Origin of the sequence: Pontibacter virosus, from assembly GCF_003096355.1 — a bacterium.
Lineage (GTDB): Bacteria > Bacteroidota > Bacteroidia > Cytophagales > Hymenobacteraceae > Pontibacter > Pontibacter virosus.
Map to the genome: position 1 here is coordinate 73,168 of NZ_QEKI01000012.1, position 16,753 is coordinate 89,920.

The 16,753-nt window shown below is 47.1% G+C and carries 17 protein-coding genes; 9 read left to right on the forward strand and 8 right to left on the reverse strand.

What is annotated here, in order from left to right:
* Positions 1 to 46 precede the first annotated feature (46 nt).
* Positions 47 to 1,129: a hypothetical protein gene (locus tag C8E01_RS15935; protein ID WP_116544454.1), complete on the reverse strand. Its 1,083-nt coding sequence runs from the start codon at positions 1,127 to 1,129 to the stop codon at positions 47 to 49.
* Positions 1,130 to 1,352: 223 nt separating this feature from the next.
* Between C8E01_RS15935 and C8E01_RS15940 the strand changes: the two genes are divergently transcribed.
* Positions 1,353 to 1,922 carry a hypothetical protein gene (locus tag C8E01_RS15940; protein ID WP_116544455.1) on the forward strand — a complete coding sequence of 190 codons (570 nt, stop codon included), beginning with the start codon at positions 1,353 to 1,355 and terminating at the stop codon, positions 1,920 to 1,922.
* Positions 1,923 to 1,998: 76 nt separating this feature from the next.
* Here the strand turns inward: C8E01_RS15940 and C8E01_RS15945 are convergent, their stop codons facing one another.
* From C8E01_RS15945 to era, 4 genes are all read right to left on the reverse strand, one after another.
* Positions 1,999 to 2,184: a hypothetical protein gene (locus C8E01_RS15945; RefSeq protein WP_116544456.1), complete on the reverse strand. Its 186-nt coding sequence runs from the start codon at positions 2,182 to 2,184 to the stop codon at positions 1,999 to 2,001.
* A 190-nt stretch (positions 2,185 to 2,374) separates the two neighbouring features.
* The gene (locus C8E01_RS15950) at positions 2,375 to 2,554 is read right to left on the reverse strand and encodes a hypothetical protein (protein WP_116544457.1); all 180 of its coding nucleotides are present in this window, start codon (positions 2,552 to 2,554) and stop codon (positions 2,375 to 2,377) included.
* Between the two features lie 72 nt (positions 2,555 to 2,626).
* Positions 2,627 to 3,940 carry a ribosome biogenesis GTPase Der gene (der, locus tag C8E01_RS15955; protein WP_116544458.1) on the reverse strand — a complete coding sequence of 438 codons (1,314 nt, stop codon included), beginning with the start codon at positions 3,938 to 3,940 and terminating at the stop codon, positions 2,627 to 2,629.
* Positions 3,941 to 4,003: 63 nt separating this feature from the next.
* Positions 4,004 to 4,891 (reverse strand): GTPase Era, encoded by an 888-nt coding sequence (era, locus tag C8E01_RS15960; protein ID WP_116544459.1) that lies wholly within the window; start codon positions 4,889 to 4,891, stop codon positions 4,004 to 4,006.
* A 369-nt stretch (positions 4,892 to 5,260) separates the two neighbouring features.
* Here era and hemH point away from each other — a divergent pair, with 369 nt between their 5' ends.
* Positions 5,261 to 6,289: a ferrochelatase gene (gene hemH, locus C8E01_RS15965; RefSeq protein ID WP_116544460.1), complete on the forward strand. Its 1,029-nt coding sequence runs from the start codon at positions 5,261 to 5,263 to the stop codon at positions 6,287 to 6,289.
* Positions 6,290 to 6,572: 283 nt separating this feature from the next.
* Here the strand turns inward: hemH and C8E01_RS15970 are convergent, their stop codons facing one another.
* From C8E01_RS15970 to glmM, 3 genes are all read right to left on the reverse strand, one after another.
* Positions 6,573 to 7,154, reverse strand: coding sequence for an LOG family protein (locus tag C8E01_RS15970; protein ID WP_116544461.1), 582 nt, complete (start codon positions 7,152 to 7,154; stop codon positions 6,573 to 6,575).
* 99 nt (positions 7,155 to 7,253) lie between these two features.
* Positions 7,254 to 8,396 (reverse strand): cysteine desulfurase family protein, encoded by a 1,143-nt coding sequence (locus C8E01_RS15975; RefSeq protein ID WP_116544462.1) that lies wholly within the window; start codon positions 8,394 to 8,396, stop codon positions 7,254 to 7,256.
* A gap of 135 nt (positions 8,397 to 8,531) precedes the next feature.
* Positions 8,532 to 9,923 (reverse strand): phosphoglucosamine mutase, encoded by a 1,392-nt coding sequence (gene glmM / locus C8E01_RS15980; RefSeq protein ID WP_116544463.1) that lies wholly within the window; start codon positions 9,921 to 9,923, stop codon positions 8,532 to 8,534.
* 169 nt (positions 9,924 to 10,092) lie between these two features.
* On the opposite strand from glmM, the gene mazG reads away from it, so the two are divergent.
* The 7 genes from mazG to C8E01_RS16020 all read left to right on the forward strand — a co-directional run bounded on the left by mazG (position 10,093) and on the right by C8E01_RS16020 (position 16,746).
* Entirely contained in the window at positions 10,093 to 10,905 is an 813-nt protein-coding gene (mazG, locus tag C8E01_RS15985; RefSeq protein ID WP_116544505.1) for a nucleoside triphosphate pyrophosphohydrolase, read from the forward strand.
* Between the two features lie 563 nt (positions 10,906 to 11,468).
* A complete protein-coding gene (locus tag C8E01_RS15990; RefSeq protein ID WP_207774908.1) occupies positions 11,469 to 12,335 on the forward strand; it encodes a MotA/TolQ/ExbB proton channel family protein in 867 nt (288 codons plus the stop codon).
* Positions 12,336 to 12,360: 25 nt separating this feature from the next.
* Positions 12,361 to 12,963 carry an ExbD/TolR family protein gene (locus C8E01_RS15995; RefSeq protein ID WP_116544464.1) on the forward strand — a complete coding sequence of 201 codons (603 nt, stop codon included), beginning with the start codon at positions 12,361 to 12,363 and terminating at the stop codon, positions 12,961 to 12,963.
* A gap of 22 nt (positions 12,964 to 12,985) precedes the next feature.
* Positions 12,986 to 13,510: an ExbD/TolR family protein gene (locus tag C8E01_RS16000; protein WP_116544465.1), complete on the forward strand. Its 525-nt coding sequence runs from the start codon at positions 12,986 to 12,988 to the stop codon at positions 13,508 to 13,510.
* Positions 13,511 to 13,687: 177 nt separating this feature from the next.
* Positions 13,688 to 14,344 carry an energy transducer TonB gene (locus C8E01_RS16005; RefSeq protein ID WP_243409626.1) on the forward strand — a complete coding sequence of 219 codons (657 nt, stop codon included), beginning with the start codon at positions 13,688 to 13,690 and terminating at the stop codon, positions 14,342 to 14,344.
* A 228-nt stretch (positions 14,345 to 14,572) separates the two neighbouring features.
* On the forward strand, positions 14,573 to 15,415 hold the full coding sequence (locus tag C8E01_RS16010) for an energy transducer TonB (RefSeq protein WP_116544467.1): 843 nt from the start codon (positions 14,573 to 14,575) through the stop codon (positions 15,413 to 15,415).
* Positions 15,416 to 15,783: 368 nt separating this feature from the next.
* Entirely contained in the window at positions 15,784 to 16,746 is a 963-nt protein-coding gene (locus C8E01_RS16020; protein ID WP_116544469.1) for a PstS family phosphate ABC transporter substrate-binding protein, read from the forward strand.
* Positions 16,747 to 16,753: the final 7 nt, after the last annotated feature.

Genomic DNA, 16,753 nt, shown 5'->3' on the forward strand with positions numbered 1-16,753 from the left:
AAAATACTGGCAGGCCACTTTGCTTTAAAACCACTTTGTAAGGTTGCTAATCCAAAATGGCCATGCTCTCCACCAGCACCTTTGCAGCTTCTTTGCTGGGCACTTTGTAATTGATCACAGCCCAGTCGTAGCCTAACTTAAAGCGATCGTCCTTGATAGCGTACCGCATCTTTTCGCGGTAGTCGGCTACAGGTTCCAGACCAAGTTCCTGACGCAGCTCGTTCGCCTTTGCCTCTTCCTCCTCACTCATGCGCTGCACCAGATAGCGGCTCGACAGGTCTCCGAATTCTTCATCATCCTTGCAATCTTCCGGTTTGTTACATATCACGCGTGCCAGCACCTTGGATCGGTATATGTTTTTGCCCTGTTGCTGGTCCATCAGGTAGGCGGCCGCGTGCGGGTCGAGCTTCCCCTCCTGCACAGCTTGAGTGAGCACGGTTTTAAAATCAAAACCGTTACGGGCAGTGGTCTGCCGCTGAATTACGATACTGAAGCGCGGCAAGACCTCCAGTGTGTCGGGCATTCCAATCAACTCCTCTCCCGGATAACCGTGCTTGCTGATCCAGGCCAGCAGTCTTTTCACGTTATCAGCCTCTATTTTCCTGATCGTATCGGCATGTACGCGCAGGCCTCCCTTTGCCTGTCGAAAGAATTGATCCCGCGCCCAGAGCTCGTCCAAGTCGGCACGCAGGTCTATGTTCGTGTTCTCCCGAAAGGCTTTGCGGCGCTTTGGGTACTTTTTGGCAAACTTCTTCCAGCCTTTATGCGCTCGCAGTGGTTCAAGTGCCTCCTGCTGTTCCAGGTATTCCAGCGATACTCCCTTTTCCACTAGCTTCTCCAGGTAGTTTATACCTTGTTTTTCATTGCCAGTGAATGCGGCGCATACGACAGCATTGTAGTAGTCGCGGGCAAAACCATGCGGCACCGCCGCAAAGGCTTGCTGGTATACCCCGAGAGCACCTTCATAGTCTTTTGCCATCACCATTCTTTCGGCTTTGTTGATGTGCGGGTGGTAGTCTTTGGTATAATCTGGCTTGGCCAATGTCTGGGTACTGAAACTCAGCAATGCCAGCAGGCAGAGAATAACCGCTGTCGGTTTAAAAGGATTGAAGCTGAATGTGAACTGCATAGAAGATGGGTGGTGTTTTCAGTTGGAACGTGCTATGTTATAACGTACGTGAGGCAGCCTTAGCATATCCGGTTGCCATTTTGTACCTGCTTATACCTGCATCAGTGCACAGGAGTTGACTAATCAGGCAATTTCTTCCTTAAATATAGCCAACTTTGTCCAGATTCTTTAAGTAGACAGACAAATGCAAGCCCCTGCTACGGGTGGCAGAACAACTTGATATATGCACACGATTGAGCCCTTTTACAACTGGCTGGAGCTGTACTCAGCTTCTGACGACCCCCGCTCTCCGCTTTACGGCGCCGAGAATAGCCTGACACAGTATACCCATACCATCTATGGCTACTACATCCACCCGCAGTGGGACGACATTGACTCTGAAACGCTATTTCTAAAAATCCTCTATGCCGACTACGACCTGGGCTTCGCCGTGATCGAGTTTATGGGGGAGTGGAATGACACGCTTCACAACGATATCATGAAGCTCAAACGCAACATCATCGACCCGCTGGTACAGGAAGGCATTAAGCACTTTATCTTGATCGGAGAGAATGTGTTCAACTTCCACGGTTCCGAAGACGACTATTACGAGGAGTGGTTTGAGGATGTGGAGGAAGGTTGGATTGCCGCTATCAGTTTCCGGGATTTTGTGCTCAACGAAATGCGCAGCTACAACATTGACTCCTACATCAACACAGGCGGCACCCTGGATGAATTGCACTGGCGCACCTATACCCCCAAACGACTCTTTGGGCTAATCAACAGCATGATCCAGAAACGGCTGGGCGCGTAATCGGTTCAAACCAAGTTAAAACAAAAGAGCGGGCTCGTTGTGAACCCGCTCTTTAGTTTTTATACCTGACGTGAGACTACTGAACTATAGTTGTGTCACCGTCTTCAATCCGGTCGGCTTCACGCTCACCGGCTTCTTCGATTTGATCTGCTTGCTCTTCAGCAGCATCTTCTACTTGGTCGGCTCTCTCATCGGCTGGTGAGTCGCAAGAGGCGAATGTGAAAAGACCAGCGGCCAGGAAAAGGTAAAATGACTTTTTCATGTTTATAAGTTTAATGTGATGGTGGAAAATGGTTGGTTATAGCAGCGTGCACCACCCTGCACCGAAGCTTGAAAGGCAATACGCAGCCTGCACATATTAGTTCAGGTATATATATAAAAAAAAGCACTCTCTGGAGAGTGCTTTTTCCTTAACCCGGCCATACGCCGGGTAGTACCAGGTACTGTTTCGACTACTGGTTGTTAGTAGTGTCGATTGGAGTAGCTGTAGTGTCAACATCTACGTCAGTCTCAACTTCAACTTCCTCTACTGTTTCAGTAGTTTCAACTTCAGTTGCAGTTTCTTCAGTGTTGTTGCATGAAGCAAATGCGAAAAGACCCGCAACGAATAGTAAACCGAATACTTTTTTCATAATGTTTTGTGATTGGTTAAAGATGAAGCTTCAAATATAACACTATATCTGAATATACTGATATAGAAGCTCTTATTTTTTCTTAAACAACACTTTGATCGGTACACCTTCGAAGCCAAAATGCTTGCGTATGCTGTTTTCCAGGTAGCGCGTATAAGGCTCCTTCAAATACTGTGGCAGGTTGCAGAAGAATGCAAACGTTGGGTTGTGCGTCGGCAATTGCGTCACGTATTTGATTTTGATGAACTTGCCTTTAACAGATGGTGGCGGGTAGCGCTCTATGTCCGGCAGAATCTTATCGTTCAGCTTCGAGGTAGGTATTTTGCGCGTTTTCTGTTCGTATACCTCCATGGCTGTCTCAACGGCTTTGTGCACACGTTGCTTCGTTACCACAGACGTGAAGATGATCGGCACATACTTGATCGGCGCAATCGCTTCCAGTATCTTCTCCTCAAACTCCTTTGTCGAGTTCGTATCCTTCTCTACCAAGTCCCACTTGTTCACCAGAATCACGATGCCTTTGCGGTTCTTCTCGGCCAGCGAGATGATGTTTACATCCTGCGACTCTATACCTCTCGTAGCATCCAGCATCACGATACACACATCGGCATCTTCCAGGGCACGCACCGAGCGCATCACCGAGTAGAACTCAATGTCTTCACTCACTTTGCTCTTACGGCGTAGACCAGCTGTGTCAACAATGATAAATTCTTTGCCAAATGCATTGTAGCGCGAGTCGATAGCATCGCGGGTAGTGCCGGCAATGTCGGTTACGATGTTACGCTCCACACCCAGTAGCATGTTCACAAAAGAAGACTTGCCCACATTCGGACGGCCCAATACCGCAAGTCTGGGTATACCTGCATCCGGATCTTCTGTCCCTTCTGTTTTGAAGTGCTTCACCACCTCGTCCAGCAACTCACCAGTACCTGAGCCGCTCTGCGACGAGACCGGGAAGATGTCTATACCTAAACCCAGTGCATAAAACTCACCCATCTGGTGGGCGCGGGCATTGGTGTCGGCTTTGTTGGCCACTACATAAATAGGCTTGTCGGTGCGGCGCAGTACGTTGGCGAACTCTTCGTCCAATCCGGTCAGGCCGGCCTCCACGTCTACCATAAACAGGATCACGTCGGCTTCTTTGATAGCCAGCTCTACCTGTTTGTTGATTTCTCCTTCGAAAATATCGTCGGAACCGTGCACGTAGCCACCTGTGTCGATCACAGTGTAATACTTGCCGGTCCAGTCGCCGTGTCCGTAGCTACGGTCGCGGGTTACGCCGCTCTCGTTGTCCATAATGGCCTGGCGGCGCCCTACAAGGCGGTTAAAAAGTGTAGACTTGCCCACGTTCGGGCGGCCTACGATTGCAATGATGTTGGTTGACATCTAATAAAAATAAAATAGTTAAAGTGCCCCCGGAGCACCTTGCCCCGAAGCTTTAATAGTGCGCTACTCGCTGTAGCCGAATCGGCGTAACAGCTTCTGGTCGGTTCGCCAGTTCTCGTTCACGCGCACGTATAAATCAAGAAATATCTTTTTCTGGAAAAACTGCTCCATATCCAAGCGGGCCTGCGTGCCTACTTTTTTCAGCGCTTCGCCTTTGTGACCGATCACAATCCCTTTCTGGCTCTTGCGCTCCACACTGATTTCAGCACGGATGCGGATAATGTCCTCTTCTTCCTTAAACTCCTCTACCACTACTTCGCAGCTGTATGGAATTTCCTTTTTGTAGTTGAGTAAAATCTTCTCACGGATGATCTCCGACACAAAGAAACGCTCGGGCTTGTCAGTCAGTTCATCTTTCGGATAAAAAGCCGGATGCTCTGGCAACAACGCCAACAAACGGGCAAATAACTGCTCTACGCCAAAATTATGCAAAGCCGAAATCGGATGGATCTCGGTCGGGTTCATCTTCTCCTGCCAGTAGGCCACCTTCTCGTTCACTTCCTCTTCTGTGGCCTGGTCGATCTTGTTGATTAGCAGCAAGATCGGCACCTCGGCGTGCTGCAGGCGCTTGATCACATCGTCCTCGTCGTGCTGTTCATAAATGTCGGTCACGAATAGGATGATGTCTGCATCCTCCAGCGAGGTGCGCACAAAACTCATCATCGACTCGTGCAACGCATACTGCGGCTTGATGATGCCTGGCGTATCAGAATACACGATCTGAAAGTCCTCACCATTGAGTATGCCCATGATGCGGTGGCGGGTTGTCTGGGCTTTGGACGTGATAATAGACAGCTTCTCTCCTACCAGGGCGTTCATAAGCGTGGATTTACCTACATTGGGCTTACCTACTATACTTACAAAACCGGCTTTGTGCGGATTTTCGGACATACACTAAAATTTAAGGATGCAAAATTACTTCTTTTTTACGACACTGAGCCGGAATATGTAAATAATTGTAAATGAGCTACTGGCATGCTCCCGAAGTTGGGCGTACTCTAAGCCTCACATTCTCTGCTATATTGACATTTTGTTTGCCAGTTGTACCTCTTAATATTCCGTTATGAAGAAGAAATTGCCTTGGCAATGCTATGCAGGAAAAGGCACTCGCTTACGAAAAGGAAAAACGAAAGGAGAAACAAGATTGGGCTTCAGATGTTAACAATGGCATCCTTCCTCTATCAGGGTATAGAAACTATCGATCATAACTAACTCGTTATACTTCGTATCTTTGTAAAGCAACAGCACTATTTGTTATAGATGAGCAAGAAAAAAACAGGCAAGATTGGCGTTTTGCTGGTGAACCTTGGGACACCGGATACGCCCAGTACTCCTGACGTAAGAAAATACCTGCGCGAATTCCTGCTGGACCCGCGCGTGATCGACATAAACCCCGTAGGCCGCTTTGCGCTCGTAAATGGCGTAATCGCTCCGTTTCGGGCACCCAAATCGGCTAAGATTTACCAGCAACTCTGGACAGATCGCGGCTCGCCATTGATGTACCACGGCCGTGACCTCCAGGCCAAGCTGCAGACTGCCCTAGGCGATGACTACTATGTGGCCTTTGGTATGCGCTACCAAAGCCCGAGCATCAAAAGCGCATTAGACGAACTACGTGACAAGAGCGTGTCCCGCATCATTGTGGTACCCTTGTTCCCGCAGTATGCCTCCGCCACCACAGGTTCGGTTCAGGATAAGATCATGGATATCGTGAAGGAATGGTGGATCATCCCGAGCATCAACTTCATCTCGACTTACTGCGATGACCCAGGCTTTATCAACGCCTTCGCCGAGTTAGGCAAGAAGTACATGGCCGAAGATGATTATGACCATATTGTCTTTAGCTACCACGGTGTGCCAGAGCGGCAGATCCTGAAGGGCAGTGATAAAGGCTACTGCAAGCTGGGCTCATGCTGCAACAGCTACAACAAGCGTAACCGCTACTGTTACCGCGCCTCCTGTTTCGAAACCTCCCGCCTACTGGCTGCTGAACTAGGCTTGACAGAAGACCAGTACACAGTGGCCTTTCAGTCACGCTTGGGTAAGGACCCTTGGTTGCAGCCCTATACCGACGAAGTCTTAAAAACAATGCCGGCCAAAGGTATCAAGAAAGTGCTCGCCTTTAGTCCCGCCTTTGTGGCAGACTGCCTGGAGACGACTATTGAGGTTGGCGAAGAGTTTAGAGAAGAGTTTGAGCACGCTGGCGGCGAGAAGTGGGTACTAGTCGAAAGCTTAAACTCTAATGACACTTGGGTAGAGGCGCTAAAGAATATGGTGCTGGAGAATTAAATCTGAAAAATTGAGGCTATGGAACTTAGGACTCTAGATATGTCTTAGCAGGTATAGCCCCTCCTTAACAGGTATAAAAACAGAGGCGCCGCTGCAAAAACTTGCAGCGGCGCCTCTGTTTTTATACCTCCAATAAGTGTCGCAGGAATTTGCCAGCTCCTATCCTTTTTAACTAAAGGCTTGCTCTGCTATATCTTTGCACGATTTAGATGGGCCGCAACCAGTCCTTACAGGCATTGTTGGTCATCAGGCAACTAAGATTCAGCAACTAACAAACAGCAATTTATATCCTCTTAAAATCGACCCAATAATCGGATGTAGCATCCGCATATGCCCTGATCTTTTGTAAAAGCACTTCGGGATCACTTTCGACAATTAGGTTTTCGCGCTGGTCAAACTTCACAAAACCTTCGCTAACTGTATGATCGATCATCTCGAAAAACTTGTCCCAATAACCGTTGATGTTGTAAAAAGCTACTGGCTTTTTGATAATCCCAAGTTGATTCCAGGTGATGATCTCACAAATTTCGTCGAAGGTACCAAAGCCGCCAGGCATGGCAATAAAAGCATCGGAACGAGCTGCCATGATAGCTTTCCGCTCGTGCATGGTTTCTACTACCACCAACTCCTGCAGTCCTTTGTGGGCGACTTCTCTGTCTACCAGGCTCTGCGGAATAACGCCTATACCTCTACCTCCGTTGGCTAGCACAGCGTCAGCTATCACACCCATCAAACCTACATTGCCCCCACCATATACCAGCTTTATACCTTGCCCAGCCATCAGTTTGCCCAGTTGTGCCGAAGCTTTACTATATATTGGGTTTATACCTGCATTGGCTCCACAAAAAACGCCTATACTTCTCATTACTTAACTCTTATTCTATTCTGATTTTATGATTGATAAAGAAAGGCTCCAGCAGTACTGCTGAAGCCTTCTCATATTTATAATAAAGATAACCTATACCTAGGCCAGCTCTTTTTTATACATTTTGGCAAGCGTTTCGGCTACGTAGTCGATCTCAGCTTCCGTGTTATACTTGCTGAACGAAAAGCGAACCGAACCACGAGACGGGTCTACGCCCAATGCACGCAACACATGGGACCCGGCATTGGCACCGCTGCTGCAGGCACTTCCGCCCGAGGCCGAAATCTTGGCAATGTCCAGGCTGAACAACAGCATTTCATTAATGTCAGAAGCAGGCAGGCTTACGTTGAGTACGGTATACAGACTCTTGTCCGCAAACTCTGACATTCCGTTGAAGCTCACATCTTCCATCTGCTCCCGAAGTTTGTAGATCATGCGGTCTTTCAGGCCCTGCATGTGCTTCTGGTGCTCAGCCATATCGCGGTAAGCAATTTCCAGCGCCTTGGCCAGTCCGATAATGCCATACACGTTCTCGGTTCCGCCACGCATGTTGCGCTCTTGTGCACCACCCTGAATCAACGGCTGAATTTTGGTGGCCGCATCACAATAAAGGAAGCCCACACCCTTCGGTCCATGAAACTTATGCGCTGATCCTACCAGAAAGTTGGCACCGATCTGCTGTACATCATGCTTGTAGTGGCCCATAGTCTGCACCGTATCCGAATGGAAAATCGCATCATACTTTCTGCAGATCTCACCGATCTTCTCAATATCGTTCAACGTGCCGATCTCATTGTTGGCATGCATGATTGACACGATGGTGCGCGGCTGGTTTGCCAATAGCTCCTCCAGATGCTCCAGGTCCAGGTTGCCGCGCTCGTCGTGGCGCAGGTAGCTCAGTTGCACATCGCCCTGCTTCTCCAGCATCTCCATGGTGTGCAAAACGGCATGATGCTCCAATTTAGTGGTGATCGCGTGCTTTATTCCCAGGGAACGACAGGTACAGACAATAGCGGCGTTATCAGCCTCAGTGCCGCCGGAGGTGAAAAAAACCTCGGCAGGAGACGTGTTTAGCAGCGTAGCTACCGTGCGACGGGCTTTCTCAATGGCAGACCTCACCTCGCGTCCATGGGAATGGATGGAAGAAGGGTTGCCGAAATGCTCCAGCATAAAAGGGGCCATGGCATCAAAAACCTCTTTGTCAAGAGGTGTGGTAGCTGCATTATCTAAATAAACACGCATGATATTTTGTATTGGATTCTCTTAAACGAACTACTAAAGTATAAAAAAAAGTTGCGCCAGCGGAGAAAAAACATGCTTGCTCCTTTGGCGCAACCTCTGATTGCTAGTTAAAAAATATGCTACAGCAACAACACATTATGCTTTGGCAGAGATGATCTCTTTGATGTCAGCAATAATCTTATTAGCCAGATGATCGGCAGTAGCGTTGCTCTCCGACTCTGCATAGATGCGGATGATCGGCTCTGTGTTCGACTTGCGCAGGTGCACCCACTCCTTGTCAAACTCAATCTTCACACCGTCAATTGTATTGATCGGCTGCTTGGCATAGCGCTCCTGCATCCGGATGAGTACTTGGTCTACATCCACCTCAGGTGTCAACTCAATCTTGTTTTTAGAAATATAGTAATTGGGGTAGCTGGCACGTAGGCGCGTCATGCTCATACCTGATTTGGCAAGGTGTGTCAGGAAAAGCGCTATACCTACCAGTGCATCGCGACCGTAGTGCAGCTCAGGGTAGATGATACCACCATTGCCTTCACCACCGATGATGGCATTTTCCGCCTTCATCATGTTTACCACGTTTACCTCACCCACAGCGGCTGCATAATACTGGCCACCGGCTTTCTCGGTTACGTCGCGCAGCGCTCTCGTGGACGACAGATTCGATACCGTGTTGCCTACCTGGTTTTTGAGCACATAATCCGCCACGGCTACCAGAGTATACTCTTCGCCGAACATGCTGCCATCTTCGTTGATCAGGGCCAGTCTGTCCACATCCGGGTCAACTACTATACCTAAGTCAAACTTGCCTTTTTCAATCACACGCGAAATCTCGCGCAGGTTCTCCGGAAGCGGCTCCGGGTTGTGTGGGAAATGGCCGTCTGGCTCGCAGTACAGTTTTTCCACCTTAGTTACACCCAGCGCTTCAAGTAACATAGGTATGGCTATTCCTCCCGTGGAGTTCACACAGTCAATCGCTACGCTGAAGTCCTTGGACTTGATAGCTTCCACATCCACCAGGGGTAAAGCTAAAATGGCGTCGATGTGTTTTTGGAAGTAAGTATCGTCCGTTGTGTAGTTACCCAGCTCATTTACATCCGCAAAATCGAAAGCCTCTTGCTCTGCCAGTTCCAGCACCAGTTTCCCCTCCTTGTCCGAAATAAACTCGCCTTTCTGGTTCAAGAGTTTCAGCGCATTCCACTGTTTGGGGTTGTGGCTGGCAGTCAGGATAATGCCGCCTCCGGCCTGGTAATCAGGCACAGCCATCTCCACGGTTGGCGTAGTAGAAAGCCCCAAATCCACGACGTGTATACCCAGGCCTTGCAGCGTGGCGCATACCAGTTTGTTTACCATGTCGCCAGAAATGCGTGCATCACGGCCTACCACTATGGTGCTGTTGCCAGTCGTCTGCAACACCCAGGTACCGAAAGCTGCGGCAAACTTTACCACATCAACAGGCGTGAGTGCCTCGCCAGCCTGTCCTCCAATCGTACCTCTGATTCCTGAAATTGATTTTATTAAAGCCACAACGAGAATATTTTTTACAGCTGCAAAAGTAATAATTTAGAATTAAGGTTTAACAGTTTATGGAATTTAGCTGCTTCGTACATCTAATATTTAAAGGGCATTACTGCGTAGGCACTGCACCGTTTTGAGGCACAACATCGCCACAGATGATTTTATTATCTTTGTGTTTATGAATAACACGCAAAAATTTGAAGACAGCCCGCGCGGGCGCCAGCTACAGGCTTTTGACCGTCTGCTGGACGTGATGGATGAGCTACGCGAGAAATGTCCCTGGGATAGAAAGCAGACCATCGAGAGCCTACGCCACCTGACCATTGAAGAAACTTACGAGTTATCCGATGCCATTATCCGACAGGATATGCAGGAGATCAAAAAGGAAATCGGCGACATCATGCTCCACATGGTGTTCTATGCCAAAATCGCTTCTGAGCAAAAAGTTTTTGATATAGCCGATGTTCTAACTGCTCTCTGCGAGAAACTTATTTTCAGACATCCGCACATATATGGGGATGCCACTGCCGACACCGAAGAGGAGGTAAAGCAGAATTGGGAGCGTTTAAAACTGAAAGAAGGCAACAAGTCTGTGCTGGGTGGCGTACCAACCTCACTCCCTGCGCTTGTGAAGGCCATGCGCATACAGGAAAAGGCACGTGGCGCGGGCTTCGACTGGGATGATAAGTCGGAGGTATGGAAGAAAGTACAGGAGGAATTGCAGGAGTTTGAGGCTGAGTTCAACCCGCTGGAGTCCCAGTCGATTGATCACCAGAAGGCTACCAGCGAATTTGGGGATTTGCTTTTTTCACTTATCAATTTCGCACGCTTTATAGACATAAACCCAGAAGAGGCACTTGAGAAAACCAACCTCAAATTTATAGATCGGTTCCAATACATGGAGAAGGAGGCTTCAAATGATGGCAAACGACTGCAGGATTTGTCCTTAAAAGAAATGGATATTTACTGGAATCAGGCAAAAAAGAGATAGGCTTGCATACAGATTAAAAGAACATGCCTTATATTTAGGCTTCAATTTGTTCTCATACCCTATCCAAACAAGCTTATTTGAATTTAATTTTTGTTAACAACTAGTTTGAATACGTTGCACTTCTCTTCATATTATCCGGTCTGATTTATTACTATTACAGGAATCTTACTAGCAGCTCACATTATTGCCACGTTAAAACAAAAGGTATGTCGCTTACAACAGCGGCATTAAAACCTTGATTAGCAATTAGTAATAAAGAGAGCGAAGGAAGACAGACGAGGCGTACAAAGTTTAAACTTTGGATAAGAATTTAAAATAAAATATATTTGTAAAGCCGCAACATTCGCCTTTAGTAAAAGTATTGAAAAATCTATTTAGGATTAACTTTACAGTATTGTTGTATGATTTTTCAAAATTAAAGGCCTCATATCGTTTGAAAATTGCGGAAAAAGCAGAAATTGCAAAACCAATAAAGAACTAAACCGAAAACAATTACATTCATTATATTACACAATCGATTTTAATTACAACACAAACAGCTAAACTTTAAACTTTTAAACAAAATGGAAAAAAAGACTGCAGTAGTGAGCAAAGATGCTAATGTAGAAAAAAAGCCGAGCCCAATTGGTGGCGTATTTGCGAGCATTGTTATTCCGATTGCGCTGATAGCATGTGTGCTTATCTATATGTTCGTTTTCGGTGCCCCTGCTAACTTCGAAGGCAATGACCCAAATAATCACCCACTTCCAGGAAACTATCTTGGTATCGTTTACAAGGGTGGTTGGGTAGTACCAATTTTGCTAACGCTTAACCTGTTGGTATTCATCTTCGCTATCGAGCGTGCTCTTACAATCAGCAAGGCAAAAGGCAAAGGTGGTGTTGCTCAATTCGTGCGCACTATTTCTACTAAATTGAGACAGCGTGACATTAACGGTGCTATCGCAGCTTGCGACAATCAGAAAGGATCAGTTGCCAACGTGGTAAAGGCTGGCTTGCTGAAGTACAAGGAAATGCAGAACGAGCCTGAACTGCTGAAAGCAGAGAAAGTGGCTGCTATCCAGAAAGAAATCGAAGAGTCTACTTCACTGGAACTTCCAATGCTGGAGAAAAACCTCGTGATTATCTCTACCATCGCTTCGATCTCTACACTGGTAGGTCTGATCGGTACGGTACTTGGTATGATCAAGGCCTTCTCGGCTCTTGCGACTTCAGGTGCTCCTGACTCAGTAGCACTTGCAAACGGTATCTCTGAGGCCCTTATCAACACAGCCCTTGGTATCACTGGTTCTACTATCGCGATCATCGCGTACAACTACTTTACAAGCAAAATCGACGAGCTTACTTACGGCATCGACGAAGCAGGATTCAGCATGGTGTCTACTTTCACAGCAGAGCACGAAACACCAGCTGCAAGACCACACACTGTATAAGTTAAACCGTATTTAACCAGATAAGATGCCTAAAGTAAAAGTAAAAAGAACAGCCCCTTCATTGGATATGACGCCAATGGTGGACTTATTCTTCTTGCTGGTTACTTTCTTTATGCTGACTGCAACAGCCAGACCAGATGAGGCTGTTATAGTAGACACTCCTTCATCTGCTTCAGAAATCAAGATCCCGGATACCAACGTAATAACTATTACGGTTGATAAAGATGACCGTGTGTTCTTTGGGGTAGACGGGCAGCATACAAAGGAAGTATTGCTTGACAGAATTGCTAAGAACTACAATATTGGTTTTACCGAAGAGGAGCGAAAAACATTTTCTCTTCTAAGCAACTTCGGCGTGCCAATTAACCAACTGAAAGGTTACCTGGCAATGGAGTCAAACGATCGTAAGGAAGTAAACCAGCCGGGGATTCCGATTGATTCGACGCGTAATGAGCTTGGCGACTGGGTATTGCAGACACGTCTTACTAACCCTCAGGTGGTAATTGCCATCAAGGGCGACCAGGATGTAAGCTATCCAACAGTGAAGAGAGTAATGGATATCCTGCAGGAAAAGAAAGTCGACAGGTTTAATCTCATTACGGACATGGAGATGAAGCCAACTAACTAATAATTAGAAAGGAGATAAGAAAATGGCAGAAATGCAACAACAGGCCGACTCTGGCGGTAAAGGCGGGAAAAAACGCGCCAAACGCCAGTCGACCAAAATTGACATGACACCGCTGGTAGACCTTGCCGCCCTTCTGATTACGTTCTTCATGCTTACCACGACCTTCAACAAGCCTCAGACCATGGAGATCAACATGCCGAAGAAGGTCGACAACCCAGAGGAGCAGATAGCCTTGAAAGCCAGTAACGCCATGACGATTATACTTGGCCCTGATGACGAGCTGTACTACTACTTCGGTTTGGCAGAGGACAGCCCAGAGATAGTTGAGTCTAGTTATGCTGCAAACGGTATCCGTCAAGTTCTATTATCATCACAGGTTAAATCGAACGATATGATGACCGTGATGGTAAAGCCAATGGAGAACTCACGCTATAAAAATATGGTGGATATTCTGGACGAATTAAAAATAACGGATACCAAGAGGTTTGCGATGGTAGACATAGGCGAATCAGACAAAAAATTGGTACAAGAACAAATTGGGAATTAAGATATGGAAGTAAGTAAGTTAGAAAAAGCATCGCTCGATGATATCGTCTTCGAAGGACGAAATAGAGCGTACGGTGCCTACCTACTTCGCAAAATTTACAATAAGCATATCACAATTGCCGCAACTGTAGCAATTGCATTGTTCTTCCTTTTCCTAAGCATTCCATTGATTACGAAAATGATCAAAGGAGACCAGGAAGAAGAACAAGTGGTAGACCGAATTGTAACAGAAGTAGACCTGGCTCCACCACCACCACTGGATGAAGCAACGCCGCCGCCGCCGCCGCCGCCACCGCCAGATCTTCCACCACCGCCACCGCCAGTACGTGCACAGGTAAAGTTCACGCCACCAGTTGTTAAGCGTGACCAAGAGGTGCAGGAAGAGGAAAAAGTGCCGGATCAATCAGAACTGGAGGACGTAGACATCGGAACCAAAACGGTAGAAGGTGTTAAAGGCGCTCCGCTTGATCTAGGTGACATAGACGGTACAAGCGATGTAGTTGCTGAAGTAGTAGAAGAAAAGCCATATACTTACGTGGAGCAGATGCCCGAATTCCCAGGTGGTGAAGGCGAAATGATGAGGTATCTTGGCAAGAACATCCGCTACCCAGCAGCCGCTCAACGTGCCGGTGTGGAAGGCCTTGTGGTTCTTTCGTTCGTAGTTAGCCGCACAGGCGAGATCTCAGAAATTGAGGTTGTGAAAAGCTTAGGCTCTGGTACTGACGAAGAAGCTGTACGCGTTGTGAAAACAATGCCGAAGTGGTCTCCAGGAAAGCAGAACGGTAGATCAGTACCTGTTCGCTACACATTGCCAGTACGATTTGCTATTAAGTAAGTCCTATACATAACAATAAAAAAGGCCCTCGAAGGAGGGCCTTTTTTATTTATACCTACTGCAAACAGCTATACCTTTTGATCGTGCCATACCCAGGCAGTGGGAATCAAACACTAGTAAGATTCGCCCTATATTAAAAATATCAAATGTGCTTGTGGAAAAAAGACGGGTGGTGCATCTAATAAGAAAACGCAGGTAAAACTGTATCACTTCTAAAATCTATGCGCCATGAAAGAGAGCTATTTATTCGACATGACCTTCAACAATGTAGTATTTGCCACACGCAACAAAGCCTATGGAGCTTATGAGCTAAGGAAAGACTATAGCAAGCACATTATGGCGGCGGCACTAATAGCAACAAGCTTGTTCGCTGCAGGACTAGGTTGGCCTTTACTGATGCCCGTGCAAGAAAAAGCTATTGCTAGTGAAAAAACACCTGCGAAAGACAATGGTGGCATCGTGATAGAGCAATGGGAATTACCACCGCCACCTGCGGCAGATCCTGAACCGCAGCAACAGGCGCCAGTGCCCGCCAGCGAAGAACAAATCAAAACTGTAAGAAACCCGACTACCAGAGTGGTGCCAGACTCTCATCCCGGGCCTGATGAAGCCCCTCCTACCCAGCAAGAATTGAAAGGAGCAGTAATCGGGACCCAGAATATTGAGGGGGAATCACTACGTAACCTGAACCTGTCAGGTATAGAGGGCGAAGGAGGAGACGGCTCCACAGGCACAGGAAGCAGTGAAAGCAGTAATGTGTTTGATTATGCTGAGGAGATGCCTTCATTTGAGGGAGGAGAAGCTGCTTTGATGCGCCATATTAGCAAAAAAATACGCTACCCGAGACAGGCTGTTACAGAGCAGATAGAGGGCATGGTGATTGTGAGTTTTGTCGTGAACAGGTATGGCAAGGTAACCGATGCAACTATATTGAAAGGATTAGGTTTCGGGACAGACGAAGAAGCACTACGCGTTATTCAGAGTTTACCAGACTGGTCACCAGGCAAGCAAAACGGAAAGCCCGTTGCAGTCCGCTATACGCTACCAATCCGGTTCAATCTGCAACGATAAGTAAGAATATAAAGTATAAAGCAGAAGCTAAACTACACATAGCGCGGCTTCTGCTTTAGTTTTTAAAGTATAAACCTTAAATTTAGGCCTACATATATAGGCAAACCTGAACATGTTACGACCAAGGAGAGGAGATGAGAGATCGTCTGTTACGTATTTCAATAAATTTGCACGCTATTTCGGCATGCTGATGACATTGGTTTATGTGGCAGCAGGGTTGTTTATGATCTTTATGGATGGGGATAAATACAATTTGAGCATGTCTAAGACATCACAAACGATCTTTGGTGGGGTACTTATCCTTTACGGACTCGTACGATTTGTTAGAGCATATCAGGTTAATTCCAAATCAAGGAGAGACAGACAAGATGATTAAAGCAGCCAAGGTGTTTCTTGGGCTCGCGCTGGTTGCACTGGCAGCTTGCAACAGTGACCCTAAGACAGAACGTGACACCTCTACAACAGGTACCATCGGCATCCGGGTAGACGAAACACTCCAACCTATTATAGAAAGCCAGGTTAACGCTTTTGAAGGCATATACAGATACGCCAGCATAAATGCGCAGTACAAGGCAGAAGGCCAGGTGTTCAGAGAACTGCTCGATGACAGCACTCGAATTGCGATTGTGTCCAGGCAGCTAACTGACCAGGAAAAAGCAGTTTTTGACCAAAGAAAGATCACACCCAGGTATACCAGAATTGCTATTGATGCCGTTGCACTTATTGTGAACAACAAAAACCAGGATACGCTCCTGACCATGAACCAACTGCGTGACATCTTTTCAGGAAAGATCACTAGCTGGAAACAGTTGAACCCAGAGAGTAGCTTGCGGGATATTGCCCTCGTGTTTGATAACAATAACTCCAGTACGGCCAGGTATATGCGCGATACCCTGATAGCGGGCCAGCCATTGCCTCCAACAGCCACCGCAAGCAACTCCCACCCGGCCCTTATAGACTATGTGGCCAAGAACGAGAATGCGATTGGGGTGATCGGGGTAAACTGGATCAGCGATCGGGATGATACGACTTCTGTTAATTTCTTAAACCAAATAAAAGTGGTAGGTATAAGTACAGAAGACAATCCGATAACAACAGACAGTTACTTTCAACCGTATCAGGCTTACATCGCACAAGGCGATTACCCGCTCAGGAGATTCTGGTATATCATTAGTACTGAGGGCCGTGCAGGTCTTGGCACAGGTTTTGCAGCTTACGTAGCAAGCGACCGCGGGCAACGCATTATATTGAAGTCTGGCCTTGTGCCTGCCACTATGCCTGTACGTATAGTAGGCTTTAACAACAGGCCAAGCAAATTCGATCAAGATTAAAGATTAC

Coding starts and splice junctions, on each gene's coding strand:
- mazG (WP_116544505.1), top strand. CDS start 10,093: ATGAATAACACGCAAAAATTTGAAGACAGCCCGCGCGGGCGCCAGCTA.
- C8E01_RS15935 (WP_116544454.1), bottom strand. CDS start 1,129: ATGCAGTTCACATTCAGCTTCAATCCTTTTAAACCGACAGCGGTTATT.
- C8E01_RS16020 (WP_116544469.1), top strand. CDS start 15,784: ATGATTAAAGCAGCCAAGGTGTTTCTTGGGCTCGCGCTGGTTGCACTG.
- C8E01_RS15940 (WP_116544455.1), top strand. CDS start 1,353: ATGCACACGATTGAGCCCTTTTACAACTGGCTGGAGCTGTACTCAGCT.
- C8E01_RS15945 (WP_116544456.1), bottom strand. CDS start 2,184: ATGAAAAAGTCATTTTACCTTTTCCTGGCCGCTGGTCTTTTCACATTC.
- C8E01_RS15990 (WP_207774908.1), top strand. CDS start 11,469: ATGGAAAAAAAGACTGCAGTAGTGAGCAAAGATGCTAATGTAGAAAAA.
- hemH (WP_116544460.1), top strand. CDS start 5,261: ATGAGCAAGAAAAAAACAGGCAAGATTGGCGTTTTGCTGGTGAACCTT.
- C8E01_RS16005 (WP_243409626.1), top strand. CDS start 13,688: ATGATCAAAGGAGACCAGGAAGAAGAACAAGTGGTAGACCGAATTGTA.
- C8E01_RS16000 (WP_116544465.1), top strand. CDS start 12,986: ATGGCAGAAATGCAACAACAGGCCGACTCTGGCGGTAAAGGCGGGAAA.
- C8E01_RS15970 (WP_116544461.1), bottom strand. CDS start 7,154: ATGAGAAGTATAGGCGTTTTTTGTGGAGCCAATGCAGGTATAAACCCA.
- C8E01_RS15995 (WP_116544464.1), top strand. CDS start 12,361: ATGCCTAAAGTAAAAGTAAAAAGAACAGCCCCTTCATTGGATATGACG.
- C8E01_RS16010 (WP_116544467.1), top strand. CDS start 14,573: ATGAAAGAGAGCTATTTATTCGACATGACCTTCAACAATGTAGTATTT.
- C8E01_RS15975 (WP_116544462.1), bottom strand. CDS start 8,396: ATGCGTGTTTATTTAGATAATGCAGCTACCACACCTCTTGACAAAGAG.
- der (WP_116544458.1), bottom strand. CDS start 3,940: ATGTCAACCAACATCATTGCAATCGTAGGCCGCCCGAACGTGGGCAAG.
- C8E01_RS15950 (WP_116544457.1), bottom strand. CDS start 2,554: ATGAAAAAAGTATTCGGTTTACTATTCGTTGCGGGTCTTTTCGCATTT.
- era (WP_116544459.1), bottom strand. CDS start 4,891: ATGTCCGAAAATCCGCACAAAGCCGGTTTTGTAAGTATAGTAGGTAAG.